This is a genomic window from Marinobacter sp. DS40M6 (assembly GCF_028581595.1).
GTDB classification, from domain to species: Bacteria; Pseudomonadota; Gammaproteobacteria; order Pseudomonadales; family Oleiphilaceae; genus Marinobacter; species Marinobacter salarius.
In genome coordinates, this window is record NZ_JAFCAE010000004.1 from 596,959 (window position 1) to 618,589 (window position 21,631).

The 21,631-nt window shown below is 52.2% G+C and carries 25 protein-coding genes; 11 read left to right on the forward strand and 14 right to left on the reverse strand.

Translation table 11 applies throughout. The annotated features are described in order from the left end of the window. Positions 1-196: 196 nt before the first annotated feature. Complete coding sequence (locus JJO78_RS13510) at positions 197-643, forward strand: DUF3010 family protein (protein ID WP_007152752.1); 447 nt, start codon at positions 197-199, stop codon at positions 641-643. 42 nt (positions 644-685) lie between these two features. Here JJO78_RS13510 and JJO78_RS13515 read toward each other — a convergent pair whose 3' ends face one another. Beyond that, complete coding sequence (locus tag JJO78_RS13515; protein ID WP_085679442.1) at positions 686-1,954, reverse strand: dicarboxylate/amino acid:cation symporter; 1,269 nt, start codon at positions 1,952-1,954, stop codon at positions 686-688. 454 nt (positions 1,955-2,408) lie between these two features. Here JJO78_RS13515 and JJO78_RS13520 point away from each other — a divergent pair, with 454 nt between their 5' ends. Next, on the forward strand, positions 2,409-4,136 hold the full coding sequence (locus JJO78_RS13520) for a tetratricopeptide repeat protein (protein ID WP_075196945.1): 1,728 nt from the start codon (positions 2,409-2,411) through the stop codon (positions 4,134-4,136). A gap of 216 nt (positions 4,137-4,352) precedes the next feature. Then, a complete protein-coding gene (locus JJO78_RS13525; protein WP_075196944.1) occupies positions 4,353-5,495 on the forward strand; it encodes a hypothetical protein in 1,143 nt (380 codons plus the stop codon). Between the two features lie 135 nt (positions 5,496-5,630). On the opposite strand, the gene JJO78_RS13530 is transcribed toward JJO78_RS13525, so the two are convergent. Both JJO78_RS13530 and JJO78_RS13535 read right to left on the reverse strand, forming a co-directional pair. Then, positions 5,631-5,867 carry a PAAR domain-containing protein gene (locus JJO78_RS13530; protein WP_075196943.1) on the reverse strand — a complete coding sequence of 79 codons (237 nt, stop codon included), beginning with the start codon at positions 5,865-5,867 and terminating at the stop codon, positions 5,631-5,633. Positions 5,868-6,025: 158 nt separating this feature from the next. Next, a complete protein-coding gene (locus tag JJO78_RS13535; RefSeq protein WP_126811764.1) occupies positions 6,026-6,481 on the reverse strand; it encodes a metallophosphoesterase family protein in 456 nt (151 codons plus the stop codon). A gap of 148 nt (positions 6,482-6,629) precedes the next feature. On the opposite strand from JJO78_RS13535, the gene JJO78_RS13540 reads away from it, so the two are divergent. Next, positions 6,630-7,061, forward strand: a complete 432-nt coding sequence (locus JJO78_RS13540) for a tautomerase family protein (RefSeq protein WP_273623863.1) — start codon at positions 6,630-6,632, stop codon at positions 7,059-7,061. 324 nt (positions 7,062-7,385) lie between these two features. Then, positions 7,386-8,318, forward strand: a complete 933-nt coding sequence (gene rlmF / locus JJO78_RS13545) for a 23S rRNA (adenine(1618)-N(6))-methyltransferase RlmF (RefSeq protein ID WP_273623864.1) — start codon at positions 7,386-7,388, stop codon at positions 8,316-8,318. Positions 8,319-8,381: 63 nt separating this feature from the next. Here rlmF and gcvA read toward each other — a convergent pair whose 3' ends face one another. After that, positions 8,382-9,260 carry a transcriptional regulator GcvA gene (gcvA, locus tag JJO78_RS13550; protein WP_041334084.1) on the reverse strand — a complete coding sequence of 293 codons (879 nt, stop codon included), beginning with the start codon at positions 9,258-9,260 and terminating at the stop codon, positions 8,382-8,384. 126 nt (positions 9,261-9,386) lie between these two features. On the opposite strand from gcvA, the gene JJO78_RS13555 reads away from it, so the two are divergent. Beyond that, on the forward strand, positions 9,387-9,560 hold the full coding sequence (locus JJO78_RS13555; protein ID WP_156105514.1) for an RSP_7527 family protein: 174 nt from the start codon (positions 9,387-9,389) through the stop codon (positions 9,558-9,560). A 53-nt stretch (positions 9,561-9,613) separates the two neighbouring features. Here JJO78_RS13555 and JJO78_RS13560 read toward each other — a convergent pair whose 3' ends face one another. The 3 genes from JJO78_RS13560 to JJO78_RS13570 all read right to left on the reverse strand — a co-directional run bounded on the left by JJO78_RS13560 (position 9,614) and on the right by JJO78_RS13570 (position 11,317). Next, the gene (locus JJO78_RS13560) at positions 9,614-9,736 is read right to left on the reverse strand and encodes a metallophosphatase family protein (protein ID WP_226909949.1); all 123 of its coding nucleotides are present in this window, start codon (positions 9,734-9,736) and stop codon (positions 9,614-9,616) included. A 172-nt stretch (positions 9,737-9,908) separates the two neighbouring features. Continuing rightward, positions 9,909-10,937 (reverse strand): transcription termination factor Rho, encoded by a 1,029-nt coding sequence (gene rho, locus JJO78_RS13565; RefSeq protein ID WP_228301507.1) that lies wholly within the window; start codon positions 10,935-10,937, stop codon positions 9,909-9,911. A 98-nt stretch (positions 10,938-11,035) separates the two neighbouring features. Then, a complete protein-coding gene (locus JJO78_RS13570; protein WP_075194466.1) occupies positions 11,036-11,317 on the reverse strand; it encodes a hypothetical protein in 282 nt (93 codons plus the stop codon). 388 nt (positions 11,318-11,705) lie between these two features. On the opposite strand from JJO78_RS13570, the gene JJO78_RS13575 reads away from it, so the two are divergent. The 4 genes from JJO78_RS13575 to JJO78_RS13590 all read left to right on the forward strand — a co-directional run bounded on the left by JJO78_RS13575 (position 11,706) and on the right by JJO78_RS13590 (position 15,879). Beyond that, positions 11,706-11,909: a hypothetical protein gene (locus JJO78_RS13575; RefSeq protein ID WP_185906453.1), complete on the forward strand. Its 204-nt coding sequence runs from the start codon at positions 11,706-11,708 to the stop codon at positions 11,907-11,909. Between the two features lie 524 nt (positions 11,910-12,433). Then, complete coding sequence (locus JJO78_RS13580) at positions 12,434-13,201, forward strand: SDR family oxidoreductase (protein ID WP_273623866.1); 768 nt, start codon at positions 12,434-12,436, stop codon at positions 13,199-13,201. Between the two features lie 119 nt (positions 13,202-13,320). Then, positions 13,321-14,421 carry a mandelate racemase/muconate lactonizing enzyme family protein gene (locus JJO78_RS13585; protein WP_273623867.1) on the forward strand — a complete coding sequence of 367 codons (1,101 nt, stop codon included), beginning with the start codon at positions 13,321-13,323 and terminating at the stop codon, positions 14,419-14,421. Positions 14,422-14,679: 258 nt separating this feature from the next. Beyond that, the gene (locus JJO78_RS13590) at positions 14,680-15,879 is read left to right on the forward strand and encodes an MFS transporter (RefSeq protein WP_273623868.1); all 1,200 of its coding nucleotides are present in this window, start codon (positions 14,680-14,682) and stop codon (positions 15,877-15,879) included. A 14-nt stretch (positions 15,880-15,893) separates the two neighbouring features. Here JJO78_RS13590 and JJO78_RS13595 read toward each other — a convergent pair whose 3' ends face one another. Further along, positions 15,894-16,562 carry a glutathione S-transferase gene (locus tag JJO78_RS13595; RefSeq protein WP_273623903.1) on the reverse strand — a complete coding sequence of 223 codons (669 nt, stop codon included), beginning with the start codon at positions 16,560-16,562 and terminating at the stop codon, positions 15,894-15,896. Positions 16,563-16,654: 92 nt separating this feature from the next. Between JJO78_RS13595 and JJO78_RS13600 the strand changes: the two genes are divergently transcribed. Further along, positions 16,655-16,999, forward strand: coding sequence for a DUF2956 family protein (locus tag JJO78_RS13600; protein WP_273623869.1), 345 nt, complete (start codon positions 16,655-16,657; stop codon positions 16,997-16,999). Between the two features lie 187 nt (positions 17,000-17,186). On the opposite strand, the gene JJO78_RS13605 is transcribed toward JJO78_RS13600, so the two are convergent. The 6 genes from JJO78_RS13605 to JJO78_RS13630 all read right to left on the reverse strand — a co-directional run bounded on the left by JJO78_RS13605 (position 17,187) and on the right by JJO78_RS13630 (position 21,628). Next, positions 17,187-17,828 (reverse strand): cold shock and DUF1294 domain-containing protein, encoded by a 642-nt coding sequence (locus JJO78_RS13605; protein WP_273623871.1) that lies wholly within the window; start codon positions 17,826-17,828, stop codon positions 17,187-17,189. A 230-nt stretch (positions 17,829-18,058) separates the two neighbouring features. After that, positions 18,059-18,457, reverse strand: coding sequence for a hypothetical protein (locus JJO78_RS13610; protein WP_273623872.1), 399 nt, complete (start codon positions 18,455-18,457; stop codon positions 18,059-18,061). A gap of 95 nt (positions 18,458-18,552) precedes the next feature. Continuing rightward, the gene (locus JJO78_RS13615; RefSeq protein ID WP_273623873.1) at positions 18,553-19,224 is read right to left on the reverse strand and encodes a hypothetical protein; all 672 of its coding nucleotides are present in this window, start codon (positions 19,222-19,224) and stop codon (positions 18,553-18,555) included. A gap of 99 nt (positions 19,225-19,323) precedes the next feature. Continuing rightward, a complete protein-coding gene (locus JJO78_RS13620; RefSeq protein ID WP_273623874.1) occupies positions 19,324-20,094 on the reverse strand; it encodes a hypothetical protein in 771 nt (256 codons plus the stop codon). Continuing rightward, positions 20,091-20,663: a hypothetical protein gene (locus JJO78_RS13625; protein WP_273623875.1), complete on the reverse strand. Its 573-nt coding sequence runs from the start codon at positions 20,661-20,663 to the stop codon at positions 20,091-20,093. The genes JJO78_RS13620 and JJO78_RS13625 overlap by 4 nt, the downstream gene beginning before the upstream one ends. A gap of 182 nt (positions 20,664-20,845) precedes the next feature. Further along, positions 20,846-21,628 carry a nuclease-related domain-containing protein gene (locus JJO78_RS13630; protein WP_273623877.1) on the reverse strand — a complete coding sequence of 261 codons (783 nt, stop codon included), beginning with the start codon at positions 21,626-21,628 and terminating at the stop codon, positions 20,846-20,848. Positions 21,629-21,631 lie beyond the last annotated feature (3 nt).

Sequence of the window (21,631 nt, forward strand, 5' to 3'; positions counted from 1 at the left end):
CCAACCAGGAACGCCTGCTGCAGACTGGTTATGACAAGGTCAGTCAGACCAACGGCACAAGCTTATGTTTTTACTGCAAAAATGAAATAGCGAAATGTAGTCAATTGTAAAAGTTTGCCAAGAACCACATCGGACAAGTGCATGCTGGTAAAGTCATTCGTGGCTGATCACAACTGGAGCACAGAGGACAATGGCTATGATTGTTTGCGGAGTTGAACTGACGGGCAGCGATGCGGTGGTGTGTTTGCTGAATATGGACAGAGGGCAGTTCAACCTGCCGGAGTGCAAGGTGCGCAAACTGTCACTGCCGAAAAATCATAGCCGTGAAGACCTGAAGCGGTTCCAGGCGGCCTTTGCGGAGTTAATGGCCGAGTACGGGGTCACCCGTGTCGCGATCAAGGAGCGGATGCCGAAAGGTAAGTTTGCCGGCGGTGCCATCAGCTTCAAATTGGAAGCGGCCATTCAACTGATCACCGATACTGAGTTAACCGTGACCTTGCTGCCCCCGGCAATGATCAAATCTACCCTGGCATCCAACCCGCTGCCGATTGCGTTTGCCGATACGGGGTTGAAGGTGTTTCAGGAAACAGCCTTTATCACCGCCTATGTCGCTCAGATGACCAGCATGAAAGGGGCCGCATGAACGTGAGTCAGCCGATGCTCGGCTCCCACTGACACGCTGCCCCTAGGACAGCTGTTCCTGCGGCACCGCCTGGCTTGAGCCTGCCTCTGCCGCCTCATATTTATCCTCGGAACGGGCAATCACTGAAGTGCACACCAGATCCCCGGTGACATTCATCGCCGTGGCCCCCATACCCACAAGGGCATCGATGGACACCAGCAGCGCTACGGTTTCAATGGGCAGGCCCACCTGGGCAAACACCGTAGCAATCATCACGATACCCGCACCCGGCACACCGGCCGTACCGATGGAGGCCAGAGTGCCGATCAGAACGATTTCCAGCATGGTGACAAAGTCCAGGGGCACCCCTATCACATTGGCCGCAAAGGCTGCAGAAATGGCAATGCGGATGCCGGCTCCGTCCATATTGATGGTGGCGCCCAGCGGCAAGCTGAAGCCATAGATACTCTGGGGAACACCCAAACGCCGCGCTGCGTTCAGGGTCAGGGGCAGCGTTCCGGAACTGCTCTGGGTGGCAAAGGCCGTGGCGACCGGAGCCCGGGCCTCGCGAACGAAGTCCATCAGGTTTACGCCGTTAAGACGCATAAGAACCCCGTAGACCACCAGCTGTACCGCCAGGGCGATGTACAACACCATGACCATATCCCCGAGGGCCAGTATCGTGTTCATGCCCTGCTCACCTGCAGTGCTGGCCACAATCGCAAACACACCTATCGGAACATACTGGAGCACCCCGGCCATCACCTTCATGGTGACCTCGTTCAGACCAGAAACCACGCCATACACCCGCTCAGCGACTTCGCCGTGAGCCTTTGACTCCCGCAGTTTCAACAGAGCAATGCCAAAAACAATCGCGGTGAAGATAATCCCCAGCAGGTTCGGCTCGGCAAAGGCCTCAACCATGTTGGTGGGAACAATGTTCAGAAGTACCTGGATAAAGCCCGGATTCTCCGGCACTTCGACACTTTCCGAAGACGTCAATTCCAGGCCACTGCCAGGCGAGAAAGCAGACGCTACACCCAGCCCCACCGTGATCGCCAACGCCGAAGTCAGCACATAGAAGCCCAGCATCTTCCGGCCCACACGTCCCATACTGCCAAGATTGGCCTGATTGATTCCCACCATCAGTGTTAACAGGACAATCGGCACAACCAGGAACTTCAGCAACCGAAGCAGCAGTTCTCCCAGAGGGTCCAGCCATTCGGCCACCGCGGGCCCGCCCACCAGTCCCACAATCAGACCAAGAACAAGCGCAATACCAATGCGCAGAACCAGCGACGTATTCAGATAAGCATCAAGTACAGCTTTCATGGAGGCTCCCGTTATACCCTGGCCCGTTAGTGAGCAGGCATTCAAAAACGTAAGGGCGAGGATTCTGGTCAGTACCGGCTCGTTGGTAAACCGGTATTGCCACGTACTTTACTCACAGAAGCTGTGGATAAGTTTGTTAGGAACCTAGGGTTAAGTGCCCATAAGCCTTGTGCCACAAGGCCTCAGGAAATTTGGTGCAATTATGGGCTATACGCGAGTGGTATATGGATATGAGGAATCCGTCTCAGCAGGGGGAGCCTGTTCCGGTTTTCCGTTTAGGCGGGGCTTTTTCTATGCAAAGCTCCATAAGGTAAATTAAGCTGAATCCTACGGTCGTGGACTCGTCCAAATATGGCCGGTCCTCAAGCTGGATGTATGAGGGTTGCTATAGCTCTAAGCGGCTATTTCTTGCACTTAGGCCGATCATATGTAACCAGATAGGCAAACGCGACCGATGAGCATTGATCTGAGTACATTTAATTTTTCTGAAATATCGAATTATTGGGCCTACGCCCTGGGCATCGCTGTCAGCTTTTACGGAACAGTGAGTTGGTTTAGTTCTAAACATTTATCCAAAGAAAGTAAGGAACATTTGTCACTCTGGCTGTGGGGAAGCTATGAGTCCACTTGGCTGAGGCAGTTCTGTCTATTATTCGACGCTGTTTTTGGCCGAAGACATCTTAGCTGGGCTTGTTTCCTAAGGTCATCTGTTGCATCTTTTATTACAGTATTTATATTGTATTTTTTACTGGGCGACATCCTCCAAGAGAAAGGCCGAATTGGGGTATATCTTGACACCAAGGACCTTATCATTTATGCCCTGATACTTAATGTAATTTCTGATTACTTATCATTATTTGAAACGCGTTGGTTGCTTAATAAATTTAGCTCCATATCAAGCATATGGAACCAGCTAGCTTTACTGGCATTCGATGCACTTATCACTGCTGGCATTATCTGGTTCGCCATTGAGGCCTATCTTTTTGTTCTTGGAAAACCAGCTCCATCGCTTGTGGAATTGGTGGCGGTTTTCAGTATATTTTCCATATTCTTCTACTCCACCTTTTTAACATCCATTTGGGCATGGCTTTACTGCCTTTCATCATGGTGTGTTCGTTTAATTTCAAAAACACGACTCAACGAACTCTTAGATATCGAGCATAATCCGGGCCATCAAATCGCACTAATAGGCGGCATTGCAATATTTCTGATCATCGCTATTCTTTTTCCTTTCTTTAAAGATTCAGAACTCTCGAACACAAGCTTATTCGACAGATACCTATGTGATACTTTTCCAAAGGCCACCTGCGATGACCTGGCTCGGCTCTCCACGAATGAGAAACAAACACTTTTCTTCTTAGAAAAGAATTGTGATGGAGGTGGATTAGAAAATTGCATTATCGCAGCAAGCGACTATTACCTAGACGATGATGGAAAGAAAGCAGCTGACCTCTACCAGAAAGCCTGCGAGTTCGGGCATCCTGATGGATGCAAATGGGCTGGCTGGCTTTATATGACTGGATTTGGTGTTGATTCAGACTACGTGCGAGCAATAAAGTTTTATGATGTCGCATGTAAAGCAGATGATCTTGAAGCCTGCGTCAACATTGGCTTCATGTTCGAGAACGGCGCGGGAGTTGATCAGAGTTATTCGGCCGCAAGGGATATATATCATTTGGCCTGTGAAAGGGGCGCCCTGCAGGGCTGCAATAATTTAGGCTATTTTTACCAAGAGGGAAGAGGTGTTGAAAAAGATATTCGAAAAGCAAAATCTCTCTACGAGAAGTCGTGCAACGATGAGGCAGTTTGGGGATGTAACAATCTAGGCGGTCTTTACTACAAAGGTTTAGGCGTGGAGCGTGATATCCAAAAAATGCTTCACTACAATAAGATGGCCTGTGACAGGGACCTAACTATAGGCTGCGATGCGCTGGGTGCAATTTATCTGCATGGCCGAGGCGTACCTATCGATTACCAACGAGCCTTAGAATACTTTCAAAAGTCGTGCTCAAATAATTCTATGCTTGGCTGTTCCTTCTTGGCAACTATGTATGCCTCCGGTCAAGGAGTGACCAAGAACCTGAAGAAAGGGTTAAAGTTATTGACGCGTGCCTGTGAACATGGATCCAATTTAGGATGTAATCTGCTGAAAGTGCATTTGGCTAACGAAAAAGCTCAATGATCTGTCCCGGTTTTCTGTCCGCAACGAGAAGGACCAATGGCACCCAAAAACTCCAACTGGCAAAGCCGCAAGGGCTGGGAAAGCCCCCACATCCGATCTGATCGTAAACGCACCCTGTTGCTTATATGGGTAGTAGCCCTTGTGTGGAACACCATAAGCACGCCGCTACTGTGGACCCTACCCAAAGCCTGGGATCAAAGCCTCTGGACGGTTTTAATGGCATTGCTTTTTCCTGCAGTGGGCCTCGGGCTATTGTGGAAAGCGGTAACCATGACCCGAGCATATCGTCACTACGGCACAGTCGAGCTTGTCATGACCCCCTATCCGGCAGCCATTGGTGGTCAGATGGGTGGCACAATTCTTGTGCCCCGGCTTCGGGCCCAGGACCTGATAACTCCCGGTGCAGAAGTCACCGTGACGCTGGAGTGCATTTATACCTACGTCTCCGGCTCCGGGAAAAACCGCTCCCGCGTAGAGAGAATCCTCTGGGCCGAGCGCGGAACGCCGCGAGTTGAAGCTGCAGGGCCCGGTGTACGCCTTGCTTTTAGCTTTGACTTGCCGAAAGACTTGCCAGAGGCAGATGCTAAACGTTCCAGCAAATACCATTTCTGGCGCCTGTCCGTAAAAGCGGATATCGAGGGCGTGGATCTGGAGCGCCAGTACGACATTCCGGCGTTCAAAGGCGATGCCCGTTCTCAAAGTGCAGGGCATGATATCAGTGCGCAAGTGCGCGCCTTACGCGACGAAAAATCACGGGCCGCTAAAGAAGCCATACAGTCGGGGCGGTTGGATCTGCCTGGCCTTTCCCGGGCCATGCACTACCAGGATTATGGCCATCAGATAAAAATGCGCTTCCCCATGTTCCGCAATAAAGTGCTCACCTTATTCGCCTGGTTTTTTGCCGGCGGTTTCGGCTTTGCCAGCTCAATGATGCTGATGTCCGCTTTCTCGGGCGGGGGCTTTGGCTTGCTAGCGGGTCTGTTCACCATCCCCTTTGTGTTGGTGGCCATCGCCGCAAGTGCTGCGGCTTTGTACCTGCCCTTCAACCGCCTGGTCGTTCGTATCGACCGCCACGGAATTCGTACGTTAAGAAGCTGGCTCTATCTGCCTGTACGCAGCCGCAAGCTGGCCATGAATCAGGTTAGGCATTTGGCAATCAAGCGCACGGGTAGCACGGGCCAGGGCGTGGACAAAGTGGAACACTTCAAGCTTATTGCGGTTGATAACCAGCAAAACAAGATCACCATCGCCGAAGACCTTGACGGTCAGGACGTCGCCCAACACTTTTGCGATTACCTGGCCGAGCGCATCGGCGTTTCGGCGATTTCAGAGCCAAATATCAAAGCGACGGGATTGTGATCTGGGGCTTAATTTGCCGGCGGTGCCATCAGCTTTAAAATGGAATCCGCCTTTACCCCTGCCATCCGACCGGGTGGAAACAACAAGATCAGACCGAAGTAAGGGCAGAAGCGCGAGACCCGACCATCCGCGGGTCTACTTCGAAGAATGGGTTGGATGCACCATACACAACCTGGCCACCAACCACCGCGCTGCTATAGCCCGTGGATGAGGCGGATGCTTGGGTTTGGAATGTGGTGCGAGGGGATCACCAACGCGGGCAACAGGTTTGCCATCAATCAACACATCGGAGGAACCGGCGATTACCGGGGTTGGTGGGAACCCGGAGTGATCAGTACCCACATCACCTAATAAAACAACTTTCTTGCTCATTCCTTTGCTCCTTCTGTCCTTGAGGGAGATTTGTCCATCTTTGCGCAGGATCGCCTTCACTGGCTCCTGCCGCTGCAATACCTAGCGGAGTTTCCAAAATAATCAGGAAGGAATCAACCCGCGCGATCAAACAGATCTGCCCCGGTTCTTCCAACTCATCAAACCGGCAGTTCAACAATCTCACCAACCACACCGCCCTCACTCACCTGCAGCCGCCCCACCGTGATCGGCAGAGTAAAACGCCGGGGCCCGGCGCCACCCGGATTGAAATAAAGCACATCGCCAATCCATTCATTACGGGGTTTGTGGGAATGGCCGGCTATGACCACGCGGTAACGGCCCTGCGGATCGATTTGGAGGGTTTTGACATCGTGGAGCATATGGAAGGCGTGGCCGAGGAATTCCAGATCCCGAACATCCGGAAGGGTCGCTGCCCGGCCTACTTTGTCGATATTGCCACGGATCGCAACCAAGGGGGCGATCTGCTCCAGCGCTTCCAGAACCTCGTCCCGCCCCACGTCACCGGCATGAAGAATCAGATCCGAGCCTTCCAAAACCTCCAGGGCTTCGGGACGCATCTTGCTGTGGGTATCTGCGATCACTCCGATTTGCATGCTTACGCCCTCCAGATTCCCCAATGACGCCAACCCGGCCCGTGCGTATGGCCATGCAGGTAAGCATTGCTATAGTGAAACAAGACCACCTGATTCTCAATGTCGGCCAGAACAGGTAAATACATGTCACTCCCGGTAGGATTCCCCCATGCCCACTTATACCGTCACGGTCGCGAATCTTTCTCTGTCGCAGCAGCAGAAATCAAAGATCGCGGAGGCCATAACAACGGCCCACAGCACACAAACAGGTGCGCCCCGTTTCTTTGCCCAGGTTTTGTTTTTTTCTACCGATGAGGGCGATCACTTTGTCGGTGGCAGCGTGAACACCGCGCCCCAAGTGTATGTGCACGGCCTGGTCCGGCAAGGCCGCAATACCGAGGTCAAGCAGGCCCTGATGAGCCAGATGCTTGAAGAGATAGCCCGAATTGCGGGCATAACTGCTGAGGACGTGTGGATCTACCTGCAGGACATTCCAGCCACTCAGATGATCGAGTTTGGCCGGTTTCTTCCGGCGCCAGGAGACGAAGCTGAGTGGGAGCGGGGGATGACTCCGGGAAAGCGAACCAGGTTACCCGATTAACCGAATGCTGACGGTCAGAGGCTCATCCGACCTATTTTCAAGGTACAGAACTGCCGTAACCTCTTCCCATGGTTGCTTGGCTTCATGCACTGCAAGCTCAGTCTGAACACTTTGACTCGCACAACCAACACTCTTGTCGACCAGGTTAGAACATGTATTTCTGGAGTGCATGTTTCACTGGCAGAAATGTGTAACAACCGTTTGAGTGATAGCATGCAACTTTGCCACCCGATGACTTTCGTATACGCCTGTTCGCAATTCATCTACACAGAGAACCTACGCGAAAGCCCCGAAAAATAGGTCTGTCACAGCTTCCCCCTGCTTATGAACCAAAAAAATAATCCTGTTCCGATTTCCACAAAGCCTGCTCGCAAGGATCTACACCCGAGGAATCTGCACAATCAGGGCTATGACCTCCCAGCTCTCGTAGAAACCCACCCGGCACTAGCCCCCCATGTGAAAACGAACCCTCATGGCAACCTTTCCATCGATTTCGCAGACCCATTGGCCGTAAAAACTCTCAACGCCGCGTTATTAAACCGATACTACAACATTGTCGCTTGGGACATTCCGGACGGGGCACTTTGCCCTCCAATCCCGGGCAGGGCCGACTATATCCATTACATCGCTGACTTGCCCGGGCTTGATCAGCCCAGCATCAAGCTGCTGGATATAGGGACGGGAGCCAATGGCATCTACCCGCTACTGGCCTGCCAAATTTACGGCTGGCAGTGTGTCGGTAGCGACATCAATACGGAGTCGCTTGCGAACGTAGCCACAATCATCACCAACAACCCCGCACTCCAAGGTCGCTTCACGCTCCGCACCCAGCACGATAAAAACCACATGTTCGAAGGGATCATCCAAGCTGGTGAGTTCTTTGACGTCAGCGTATGCAACCCGCCTTTCCATGCATCTCTCGATGACGCGATGAAAGGTAGCCGGCTAAAACTCAATAACCTTGCTCGCAGTCGCGGTGAACAAAAAACAAAATCCGAATCCCCTACTCTGAATTTTGGCGGTCTGGGAGCAGAGCTTTGGTGCAAGGGGGGTGAGCAGCTGTTTCTGAAAAAGCTGATAAGAGAAAGCCAGGCGTATTCAACTCAATGTCGCTGGTTTACCAGCCTAGTTTCAAAAGCCGACAATGTTAAGCCCGCAAAGAAGTTGATTCGTAAGCTTGGTGCAGTCGATATAAGGGAAATTGAGATGAAGCAGGGAAATAAGATTACGCGGGTCTTGGCCTGGACGTTCATCTGAGCCGCCCCGAGTTTAAGCCGTTTCTGTCCCGGTTTTCCTCCCAGAATCAGGCCCGAGGGCTCCCTATATCTCGCTCATCAGCCACTCCTTGAAGGCTTTCATTCCGATGGTCAGCGGACGTTGCTTGCGGTAGACCAGATAGAAGGCCCGATTCGTATCCAATTGGATGTCGAAAGGCACCACCAACTTCCCCGATTTAATCTCACGGGACGTCAGGGTGCTATCAGCCAGCGCCACTCCAAGGCCCTCTTGGGCCGCCGCCGTGGCAAGTTGCCCGCTGGACATCTGTAAGCTGCCCCGGGCGGATATAAAATCCACGCCTGATTGTTCCAGCCAGTTCTCCCACTCCCACTTCCGTTTGCTGACATAAATCAGAGTGTGTTTAGCCAAGTCTTCAGGCTTCTCCAGCGGCAACTCACCGTCCAGTAGCCGCGGGCTACACACCGGAACCAGCATAACTTTGCGCAGGAAATGCACTTCAATATCGTCCCACTCACCATTCCCGAAATAAACCGCCATATCGGTACTGGTGCGATCGAAATCCAGCAGCCCCATGGACGCATTAATTTCCAGCTCAATATCCGGGTACAGGGCCTGGAATCGAGCCATGCGTGGCATCAGCCAGCGGGTTAGGAAGTTGGGGGCAACACTGATCTTGACCACGTTGGATTCCTGGTTCGCGGTCAGTCGTTGGGTGGCCATTTCAATCTCATCGAACGCATGCCTGACCGATGAGAGATATTGCTCGCCTTCAGGGGTCAACGTCACCGCTCGCCTGCTTCGATCAAACAGTGAAAGCCCTAAATATTCTTCAAGTGTCTTCACCTGATGACTGACCGCCGATGACGTCACGAAAAGTTCCTTGCCAGCTGCGACAAAGCTGCGGTGTCTAGCCGCTGATTCAAATACCCGAAGCGCATTCAGGGGTGGCAGGTGGCGCATAACTTCGCTCGACTGATGAGATTAATTCATCAGTCTGATGAGAAAGGATCGCTTTTTCAAGAGCCTCGCACTCATTACCATAAGTCCTGTAGAAGATACTCACTTATCGAACCAGGACACACCACCATGACTTATCAGGCTCCGAAACTGAACGAACAGGGCACTATCGACATTGATTACTACACAAAGCTTGCATCGCAGGAACGAAGCGAATATATCGCGCAGATGGCAGTGTCACTCAAAGCCAAAATCAAGTCCTTCTTCCACGTGAAGCTGCCGAAACTGTCCATTAGCCATTAATTCGTGTTCCGTTTAGCACTCGATGGCCTTATGTGGAGACTGGCTGGTTTTGCTCAAACTGGCGAACCAGCCTGATTGCGCGTTGAACGATGAAGAATCAGATCCGAGCCTTCCAAAACCTCCAGGGCTTCGGGACGCATCTTGCTGTAGGTGTCTGCGATCACTCCGATTTGCATGCTTACGCCCTCCTAATCCCTCAATGACCCCAGAAAAGAGGCCCAGGTTACCCAAATAACCGAAATAAAAGATCTGGCCAGCTGCAAGACCATCATTGCCAACCTGACATGCGAGGATTCCAGCGAGATCACTTTTGCGGCTTTCTCGCGGGCCTGACCTCGTATCGCAGATTCAATCGGTGTGCGTTCCGGGGATGCTGTTCAGAAGCTCGGCATTTGTGGGGTACTTCTCAAGCAGCTCAACCAGCCTTCTTGTGCCCTCTAGGGGTTTGAGACCGCTGAGCGCCCGGCGCAAAGCTCTTATTTTGTCTAAATATTTCGGATCTAACAGCAGCTCTTCACGGCGTGTACTGCTTTTCGAAATGTCCAGCGCGGGGAAGATTCGCTGATTCGCAACGTCTCTTGATAAAACCAGCTCCATATTCCCCGTGCCCTTAAATTCCTCAAATATAACCTGGTCCATACGGCTGCCGGTATCAACCAGAACGGTTGCCAAAATGGTCAGCGACCCGCCATTCTCGATGTTTCGTGCAGCGCCAAACAACCTCCGCGGGATCTCCATCGCTCGAGCGTCAACCCCGCCAGACATAGTGCGACCGCTGCTCTTTCGCTCCGCATTATGCACACGCGAAAGCCTCGTGAGAGAATCAATCACAATCATGACGTTGTGACCCTCGCCCGCTTGTTGGCGGGCGATATCAAGAAGCTCATCGGCAACGCGAACGTGATGAGCATAGCTTTCATCCGAAGAAGAAGCGTGTACCTCAGCCGGGACGCTACGCCTGAAATCAGTGACCTCTTCGGGTCGCTCATCTATCAATAACGCGTAAAGTTTAATCTCGGGATACGCCTTCCCCACCGCCTGGCAAATATCTTTTAAGATCGTCGATTTTCCAGACCCCGGCGGTGCAACTATCAAACCTCGCTGCCCCATTCCAATCGGCGTGATCAAATCCATCGCACGCACCGTGAGTTTTTCTGAACCTGACTCCAAACGAATCCCCGGCGTTGGATTGATAGCCACACCGTTTAAAAAACGTTTTTGTGGATCAGCCTCAACCTCAACCTTAGCTTCGGCTTCCTCAGCCACTGGTTTGGCGTCTTTAATGGGTTTCCGGGTTAAGCCTAATGTCTTTCTCGTCATGTCTGTTTGATAGCTCTTGTTTGATAGATATTTTTCGAAATGGGCTGATAACTCCAAGTAACTCTTTCCAAAAGATGCTTATTCGCCAAGATTACCTCTGAGGGGCTCTGTGCTTGCATGAACAAGTCATCATGGCGCTAACACGTCTGTTTTAATTATAGAGTGGAAATGCCCTCGATCTCGGTCACCGTCTTGGCATCCGCCCGCTCAATAATTTTCACGAGGGTGGATTGGATTGTTTCATCTTCCCGGGCATCACCGCCGCTTACAAACGTTTGCTTCTGAGGATCGGCACCCTCTTCCTCAGTAAATGAAACAACGACCTCGGTGGCTGAATCCGGCGCTTTACCAAAGTATTCCAGCGAAACCAACGGATAGCCATGAAAGCCCTTCTTGACCTGCTTTGCGATACGCTTCTTTGCTTTATCCAAATGCATAATAAGGCCTGTCGCTGCGCTTGTTATCTGGGTGCTATATGAACATCCAAGCAACGGGAAGCCTTCGATATACCCGACCATGCGGTTTATAAAGATTCGCTCGATTCATTCGACATACTGGGAGGTTATAGCGAGCCCCACGGTCTTGGGCATATCTACATTTTTGACCGAGCCGCTATTCATCATATTGTCGTCAAAGGAAAAGACGCACGCTACAAACAGGTGGCGAGAAGCATCAGGGAGAGATAGATGGATATATATGATCGAGAGCACCACGTCATATGTTTGCGTGGAGCCGCGTACAACATGGCGCTGGAGTTCAAAATGGCAGCGCAAGGCGTGTAGCGTTTCAGCAGTTGCCCTTTTTCGCCTGGCCCGGTGGGCAGAAATGGCCACCAGACTTCCGGTAAGGCCGGCGATCATCGTAGTCATGACGATGGCGATCATGGTCGCGATCGTATTTTCTATGATCTCTGGTGGTAATGGCTGTTCCGGTTGCCGCACCGAGGGCACCGCCGAGAATAGCACCATCTCTGCCACCTACCTCGTTGCCGATGGCAGCCCCCATTGCTCCGCCAATACCGCCGCCTAGCGCGGCGTCAGCTGTGTCACCCGCAACGGCCCCCAATGAGGTGGCACTCAGAGATAACAAAACGAGCAGTGATTTCATTTTCATTGATATAAATCCCATTGTTCAGGTGGTCTGATCTGCCCGGTATGACGGGAAGGAGACCATCTTCTCCATCCTCCCATCAGGCACTTGCCAGTTTTATGAACCATTTGAGAATACCAGAAATACACGCTGCTCCACCTATTATTTTTTATTTATCTTTCAACAGGTTACGAAAATTTAAGGGATGCGCACTCCTTTCAATTGCAGCCACTGGCCGATCTGGACCTGCATCGGATTCGGGCACTTCATGTATGGTAGGCGCACAAAAACATCGTCACCCGTTACTGCGGCATTGGGATGATTCTGTACCCGTACCTTGCAAGCAGCTCCTGGGAGATGTTGGCAGTGGGTGGCGGGCTGATGTTGGTGCCGCGGTTTGTAGAGATTTAGAGGGCCGCGGGAGAAGATAGCTCTGTCCCAGTTTTCAAAAGGAGCCCAGACACATGGCACAGCAACCCCCGGTCATCCTCATAACAGGCGGCGCCCAGGGCATCGGCAAGGGTATTGCCGCCCATTTCCTGGACAAGGGCTGGCGAGTGGTGATCCTGGACCAGAATGCAGACGCCATCAGCGCGTGCAGACAGGATTTCGGCGATCCGAACAACCTGCTACTAATCACCACGGATGTATCCCGCGAGCCCGACGTCGCCTCGGCCGTAGAGGAGGCCGCGCGATGGGGCCAGGGACTGGACGCTCTGGTCAATAATGCGGGGATCGCAGATCCAGACACTGGCCCCATAGAAATGCTTGAACTGGATGAGTGGCAACGGCGAATCGACGTCAACCTGACCGGCGCCTTTTTACTGGTCAAGCACACGGTACCGCACCTGCGCCAACGCCGGGGCAGCATCGTCAACATCGCCTCTACCCGCGCCTTGCAGTCCGAGCCCAATAGCGAGGCGTATGCGGCAACCAAGGGCGGCCTGCTCGCCCTGACCCATGCTCTGGCTGTGAGCCTGGGGCCCGACGTGCGGGCCAACAGCATCAGCCCGGGCTGGATAGATGTCACTGCCTGGCAGGCTGATGCGCCTTCTGAACCGCAGCCTCTTTCCGCTACCGATCATGGGCAACACCCCAGTGGGCGTGTCGGCAAACCCGAGGACGTGGCAGCTATGGTGGCCTACCTGGTGTCGCCGGACGCAAGCTTTGTGACCGGTCAGAACTTCGTGATCGACGGTGGTATGACGCGGAAGATGATTTACGAGGAATAGGCTCCCGCCGAAGCGTTTGTCGCCAAACGTGACATTCAAGGCGACCGGCTCTGCTATCTATCCCCACATAGCTGAACTAGATTTACTTGATCAGGGATGGGTACAGAGCGGAGTGGTCTATGCGTATCGAGCGAATGGCCGTATACACGGCGAGCCTGGAATATACTGGAAAAGCCTATGCCTTCGCTGGTGGCCGCTCTCACCAGGCTTTCGAAACAACGGTGGTTGTGCTTTCAACAGACACGGGCCTCGAAGGCTATGGCGAGGTGTGCCCCTGCGGCCCCAACTACATGCCGGCGTTTGCCGAGGGCCTTCCCTCCTGCCTGTCCCTGCTCGCTCCTGAAATACTCGGCCAGGACCCGCGGCAAGTGTCAGTCATCCAGGAACGGATGAATCAGGCCCTTACCGGCCAGTCGGTTGCCAAAGCGGCCATCGATATTGCCTGCTGGGATCTACTGGGCAAGGTGTCCGGACTTCCGGTTTACACCTTGCTTGGCGGGCTTCAATCGCCCTCCATGCCCTTGCACCGGATTGTGCCACTGGCCGAGCCAGAGGAAATGGAAGAATCACTACGGCGTTACCGCGACGAGGGATTCCGCCACATTCAAATCAAGCTGGGCCATAAAGTGGATGAGGATATCGACCTAGTTCGCAGGCTTAACAAACTCAAACAGCCGGATGAGCTCTGGATCGGCGATATCAACGCCGCCTGGCGGCGCGACGAGGCGCTGCGTTTTTCAAAAGCCGTCGAGGATGTGGATATATACCTGGAGCAGCCCTGCCGCAGCTACGAAGAGTGCCTGTCGGTCCGGCGCCGTGCCAGGCATTCGATCAAACTGGACGAGGCTTTCAACACCCTGAATGAGCTCCAGCGCGGCATCAGGGACGACGCCATGGATGCCATTGCCCTCAAGGTCAGCAAATTCGGTGGGTTGACGCCCTCCCGGATCATTCGCGACGTCTGTGCAGATGCCGGCATACCCATGACCGTAGAAGACGCCTGGGGCAGTGGAATTGCGACGGCGGCTTATGCGCATCTGGCCGCCAGTACATCCCCCAGAGCCTTGTTGAACACCACCGATTTGCACAACTACAACACAGTGCAACTCGCCACAGGCGCCCCGGAGGTCGCCAATGGCCGCATGTGGCTCAGCGATCGACCCGGGCTGGGCGTTACCCCGGACTTTGAGCTGCTTTCCCTGCGAGACGTCTACGAGTAGATGCCAGGGCGCATTTTGCTGTGGGTGTCTGCGATCACGCGGATTTGCATGAGTGGTCAAGCCCCACTTTCACGGTATAGTGCCCCCATGAACTATCCCCAACGCATCGTCTGCCTAACCGAAGAAACCACAGAGACCCTCTACGCCATCGGCGGCGCTGACGGATGGGCTGGATGCGTTGTGTGGGATTATTGATCGGGTGTGAACAGACCAAAAACGAGCACACCAACTTTTAAGATCGCCGACCAGGACCCCTGCATGCCCTCACCCAAGCAACACCGCTTGTTTCCGCTGCTTATTTTCCTGGGCGCAGCCTTCACATTCAGTGTCACGATGCTCGGCACCACCATGCCGACGCCTCTTTACCCGATCTACCAGAACAGTTTCGGGTTTTCCGACCTGATGATCACCATCATCTTTGCCACCTATGCCTTTGGTGTGATCACCGCACTGGTACTGACCGGGCGCTGGTCTGATCAGATAGGCCGGCGGCCTTTGCTGTTTGCGGGCCTGGCTTGCTCCATCATCAGTGACCTGGTGTTCTTGCAGGCCGATGGCCTGGCGATGATCCTGACCGGCCGGGTGCTGTCGGGGCTGTCCGCAGGGATCTTTACCGGCACGGCCACGGTGGCAGTCATTGAACTTGCCCCGCCCCACTGGCGTGAGAAAGCCACCTTCTTTGCCACAGCGGCGAACATGGGCGGGCTGGGCCTAGGGCCGATGTTAGCTGGCGCTCTTTCCCAGTACCTACCCTGGCCACTGCACCTGACCTTTCTGGTGCACATTGCCATGGCTGTGCTGGCCGTGTGCTGCATCTGGGCAGCGCCTGAGACCGTCTCGAAACCCGCTCGTCCCAAACTGACCATCCAGCGCCTGAGCGTGCCAGCGGAAGTCCGCGGTGTCTTTATTCCCGCCGCCATTGCCGGTTTCGCAGGCTTCGCCATGTGCGGCTTCTTCACATCCATCGCCCCGGCGATGATGGGCAAGGTCCTGGGCTACGACAATCGGTTTTTGATCGGCGTTGTGGCCGGCAGCATCTTCATCGCCTCAACCCTGGGTCAGTTCCTGCAGGGCAGACTGCCGCTCAGGCTGCGCCTACCTCTGGGCTGCGCTTCCCTGATGCTCGGTGTGATTCCGATAGCGCTGGGCATATACACCCAGTCCCTCGCGCTGTTCATCGGCGGTGCTGTGATTGCCGGTATGGGCCAGGGCATCTCATTCCGCGCCGGCATGGGCGCCATCGCCGCCGCCAGCCCTGTGAGAGAGAAGGCAGCGGTGACGTCCACGTTCTTTGTCGTGGCCTATATCGCTATCTCGGTACCGGTGATCGGCCTGGGATTGATGGCGAGCGTGACCAGCCTGAAGACGACCGGGATCACTTTCGCCGCCGTGATGGGGTCACTGGCGGCGCTGGCTTTGGCACTGCTGATTCGGCGGGAACGGGCAGGGGGAAAATAGATCTGTCCCGGTTTTTAAGATCTTGCGAACGCGGTTATTTGTGGAAATACCACCTCATCATCGCCTTCCTGCCAAGACGGGAACTTGATCATGGCCTGCAGGAACACTGGATGATCCAGCCAATCCCTCAGCCATTTCTGTAAATTCGGATAGGGCAGACTGTAAAACACCTCCCGATCGACATGGGCGAACTGGCGTACAAAGGGCATGATGCCAATATCAGCGATGCTGATGTTGCTCCCCAGGAGATACCGGTTCCTGGCTAATAGGCTTTCCAACGCCTGCAAAAACACCTCACCCTTCTGCTGGTAATCCCACTGGGAGAGTTCTGGATGGCGATCCGCGTATTTATAACGATCCAGCCAGTGTTTGAATTCGTTATCGTTGCGGTCGATCAGGGCATTAGCGCTTATTAAATCAGTGTTCAACAAACCCTTCGGATCACTCTGCCGCAACGCCCATTCGACGATTTCCCTGCTTTCCTCAATAACGAGCCTCTCGGAACGGTCACCTCCTGCCAGCTCCAGAACAGGAACCGTGCCCTTGGGACTGACCGCCAGCATCTGCGCCGGCTTGTTTTTTAGCACGATCTCCCGCAGCTCCACCGTCAGGCCGGCAAACAAGATCCCGAGCCGAGCGCGCATAGCGTATGGACAACGACGGAAAGAATATAAACGAGGCAGTGGCACGGTAATGGCGTGGCTCCTAGCTGAATAAACGAAGCCGATCTTAACCGTTACAATAGCCCATTGACCAACAACCCGAGCCGAGCCCTATGGCAAAAATTAAAAAGCAGGCACCGTCACCGAAAACCCAGGAGGAAGCCTTGACCATGGCAAAGGCGACTCAGCGGCCCCGGCAAAGCAAGGAGCAGACAAAAATGATCGCGCAAGGTATCGCGAAGGGCATCGATCAGTATAAAAAACAGCAAAAAGCCAAAGCCCGGGAAAAAGACAAACAGCGCAAAAAAGAAGAACACCAGACAGCGACCGAAAGCGCGGAACAAAATCCTGCAAAATCCGAGATCCGCTATCGAACCCCATGGCTACCTTGGGCGCTGCTACTGCTCACCTGGGCTGGAATCGGTCTCTATATATTGGGCTTGGGCCTGGGGGGCTAAACGAATCAATGACGAACCACAACCAAAACCGCAAAACCGGGACAGATCTATTTTTAGTTTTCAAGAAAATAAATCTGTCCCGGTTTTCTGGGCGATGAGGCTGAGTGGGAAAAGGTAATGTCTCCGGAAAAGCGCGCCAGTTTGTCTAAATAGAAGCAATAATAGGTCTGTCCCGGTTTTCACTCAGCTACCAGATAAGCGGCTGCAAAGAATTCGACAAATCAAAGCCAAGTTGTTGCCGCCAACTCATCGCCTCCGGAGCGACAAGCAGCCAACCCAGAGTACCAAGATTAGCCACGACCGCCAGCCAGAAAACGAACTGATAGCTACCCTTCCGCGTCTTATGTCGGAGAACCTGCTGCGCCATCAGCGCACCGGGCCAGCCACAGCAAAGCTCGAAAAGATGCAGCGTTTTCTCAGCGGTGCGTTGGGCACCTCGCTGCGCCGCGCGTTTATCGATCCAGTACATCACGAACAACACCAGACTCACCCCGCCGTAGGCAGCCAAGAACGAGACCGGCAAATAACCATAATGGACCAGTACTGCCAGAATGGCGAAAAACACCACCACAACAGCCGCTGCCACCCAGGCGCCCGCAGCCATGCTAGCGCCTACCTTTGCCGCTCCAGCGTAATGGAACCGTTCTGCTCTCAGCCGGCCCTGACCATCCTTCGTGATGCTGTAAGTCACCTTACGATTGGCTATCGGCCGGCCCCCGCCTTTATAACTGCTGATATGGGCAAAGACCCGTTCACCACCGCCCTCCGGCGTAATAAAACCAAACCCCTTGGCGTCATTCCATGCCGTGAGTAAACCTTTCTGATTCAATGCATTTCCCCTTGCAGAGCCTTGTACCGAGCGCAGGCCTCGTCCCGAAAACCGCGACAGATCTATTTTCCGGTAGTGACTCACTTTAGCGCTGGGCCATCAGAGAAAACAAAAAAATAGATCTGTCCCGGTTCTCCTGTTGATCGTAGGCATCGGTTTTCTCCTTTGGCGGAGTTATCGATGCGTGTCTATTGAAGTGGGGGAAGTGCAGAACGAATTTGATGCACTGGTTATGTTTTTGATGCGTACTCCCGCATTTTTTGGCCTCGAAGGCCCCGAATCACAAACGCGAACAGAACAATGTACAAGCCAGAATTCACCAAGGGCCCCCAAGACGAGAAATCACGAGCCAAGATTACGCCGTATACCCCGAGCGCCAAAACCAAAAGGTAAGACAGAATTTCTAGGGCTTGCCTCATAACCGACGAACCTCGAAGTAGCCCATACCCCGCATAAGCAGCAAAGCCCGCGATGACGATTTGAAGAGCACCAACCAAAGCGCTACCTGTGACGTTGTCGCTGGCCATCGAAACGACTATGTAGCCTATTGCACTAATAACGCTTAGGGCGCCAATAATGATAAAAAACCATGCAACAACGCTGACGCTGGTGGGACGATCATTGGACATCTCGACTCCCTGAAACATAACGCAAAGCTTTGAGGCAATTTTGGAACCGCGAAGCGGTGGAGAAATTGTCCGACAACAGCGACTTGTTCGGCTTCTTAAAGCGAAGCTCCATCATTGAGTACCCTCAACAGACTTTCGTCTTCAATTTCGATACATCCGTCAAAAAGATATTCCCATGTTTCCCTTTCAGAGAACTGGACTCCTGACCAGTAATTCTCGATATACTCTTGTTTCGGATTCAAGGCGTACTGGTCATACCACGAGACATCTGCCTTCGTAATGCCCAGACAGAACGAGCTCTTAACTTCCAGAATTTCGACTTCAGGCCCCAGCATAGAATGGATGAGATCCTTTCCTGCATCCGTTCTATCGGCAAGATAGATACATGTTAAACGGCTTATCTTTTCTGGGTAGTACTGCCGCCTGTAGTGCTCAAACTCGAGTTCTATATCAGCCCTTTTGATCTTCTCAGCTCGACCTGGTTCACTGTAAAGAATCTCCCTTCCGTACCCGTCGATGATTTTCATATCGTTTCGAAGGAGCGCTGCTTCTATTCCCACTGCGACCAAGCGGGGAGTAACTGCGCCAAGCTGTGCTTTACCGTTTTTAATGTCATCTATTGGATAGCTATCAATTCTCTTTTGAGAACGCCCTATACCCTCAGGGTCAGTCAATGCCATCAAATTTGGCGAGCGCAGCCTCCCATCAATACCGATGTTATGACATGGGTAAAAGTTACATAGCTCTATGGCGTGTATAAATTCCAAACTACCTTCCTTTAGAGGCTGAACGCCTTGCTCACCGGAAAATTAGGAGCGCAGCGAGTAATTTTTCCGAGTGCAGTAAATTGTTAGATTTTTCCGACACTAGACCTCGTACTTCAGCACTACGTTTTCAACCAAATCTATAATAAAATCAGTAGCTTTGACGTCAGATATCGTAACATTCGATGGGTGCGCATACGAATTTCTAATCCCCAGTTTTACATCCAATATTTTACGAATATCATTGGATATAATTCCCGCCGACCTAGCCAACTCAATAAATTTTCCTTCGGGAATCTCTGAAAAGTCATCCATCTTTGAAATTTTCGTTATTTTAATTCTTTTATCATTGTTCTTCGATAGGGCGCCATCGAAAGAAGACCTTTGATTATGAAAAATATACTCATAAAGATGATTTATAGTAAGAATCCAAACCATAACGACAGATGCCCGCTTTGCGCCAATTTCATAACAGTCGATAGCTTCCTGCAGGAACGCACGCTTATGCTGGCTCGAAACTTCGGCTAGAAGACCTCTTAAAAGATGACTAGTTTCCTGCCGAGCTGGACCAATATGTAATGTCTTTTGTATTTCTAACTCGGCTCCTCTTTCTAGTTGGTAACCTGCTTTCGTTTTAAGAAACTTCGGAGCGGTGCTTTTAGATCGCTTAGAATTTCTCGATAAATAAGAGGAAATATTCGAATATTTTTGTATTCGAACCAGCTCAAAGCACCTCTCTACTCCAGCTGGAGTTGAAGAATCTTCTTTGAGAATGACCGTTATGAAATATACAAAATAGTCGATCAGTATGGCTGGTTTTTGCTCCGTTATATTCGGAATTTGTTGGACAAATTCGTCAATATCCTCCTTCACTGCTCATCCTCTTGTTTTTTTAAGTCATGCTCCAAATGATTCATTCCCGGGACAGTAGTAGTTATATTTTCACCATTGCTCGTATCAAGCCATCCCTTGTGTTTTGATGTATCCCAGAGAGATTGTTGAAGAGCGCTGGGCACCTTAACTCCTACATCTCGATAACATGTAAAAACATGATCGATTGTTATTCCTTGAATATTGAGCCTGTGCTGTAAGTAGTAAACGAATATTAGGTTGCGCTCGTAATTGCTTGATATTTTATATTGACTAAAGAAATCCTTGAGTCTTTCTGCCCCGCCAGCACCGGATAAATCCAGGTCATTAACCATTTTCCCAGATGCACTTCCACCACTTGCTTTTTTCTTCCGTGCTGGAGTGGCCTTCTTGCTAGGTGTAGGTGCTGCTGGTGCTTCTTGTTCTTCTTTCTTTACACCCTGCATTGGTTTTGGAGGCGGGGAGTTTAAGCGATCTTTGAAGTCATCATAGACTGATTTAACAAACGCAGAATCGCCTTCTGCCTCGATTATTCCTTGGACAAGATCGATCCTGATTTTTGTTTTATCCATTATACTCTCCCAACATAAAGATAAATCTAACAGTGGTTAGATAGAACGCTTCATTATTGCAATCATTTGACCGCTCGAATTCGCTCAATGATCCACACCACAAACTTGAACCAATTTCATTTAAATCAACTGCCTACGACACAAAAGAACACCGAAAGAGCGGTAATCATTTGACTGCTTCATTATTGCAATAACGAAGCATCAACAGTTCCCCGACACCTCGGAAACGCCTTACACCCCAGGAATTCGCTCCCTGCATTCACCCCACGCTTCACTGTCCTTTTCACCATCTCCCCCTTGCATTTCGGGCACCGAGGTTCACTCTTCTTGTTTGCCAGAATATCCTTCACATGGGCAACATGTTTCCGGTGATTCCTCGACGAAGCCACCAGTCGCCCGGACTCAACATTTTCAACCACTGCGCGAACTTCAACATCCGACAACCGCTCTTCCGTTTGAGCTCTGATGAAGCGAAGGTACCCGCCCCCGTGAGTCACGTTCTCGGGCATTGGCGTTTTGAACGTCGAATCCCCCACAAACACCACTACTGAAAATACCTGTTCATCAGTAAGGCCCAACAAACTCTGCAGCGTTTTTACGTGTTTGTAGTTCTGGTGCAGCGGGTTCTGGAACTTCTGGGAATACTTGAAGATCTTCTGGGTCCAGTACCGCTGTTTGGCGCTACCGAAGATCCAGCCTTTCATGTTCTTGGTTTCCACCACAAACACCCCGTAACGGGAAACAATGATGTGGTCGATCTGGGTGGTACCATCGTCCGTGGGCAGGGTGACGTTCTTGATGAGGTGGTAACGGGTTCTGTCGAGAGAAAATCTGGCGGTCAGGTTAACCACCGATTCCCCGGCTTTACCTTTGAACCAGGGCGATTTGATGACAGCCACGAGGATGGCTAACGGGATCAGGTACCAGATTTCCATTGGAATGGCGTTTTGAAGTGTGTGGTCCATCCG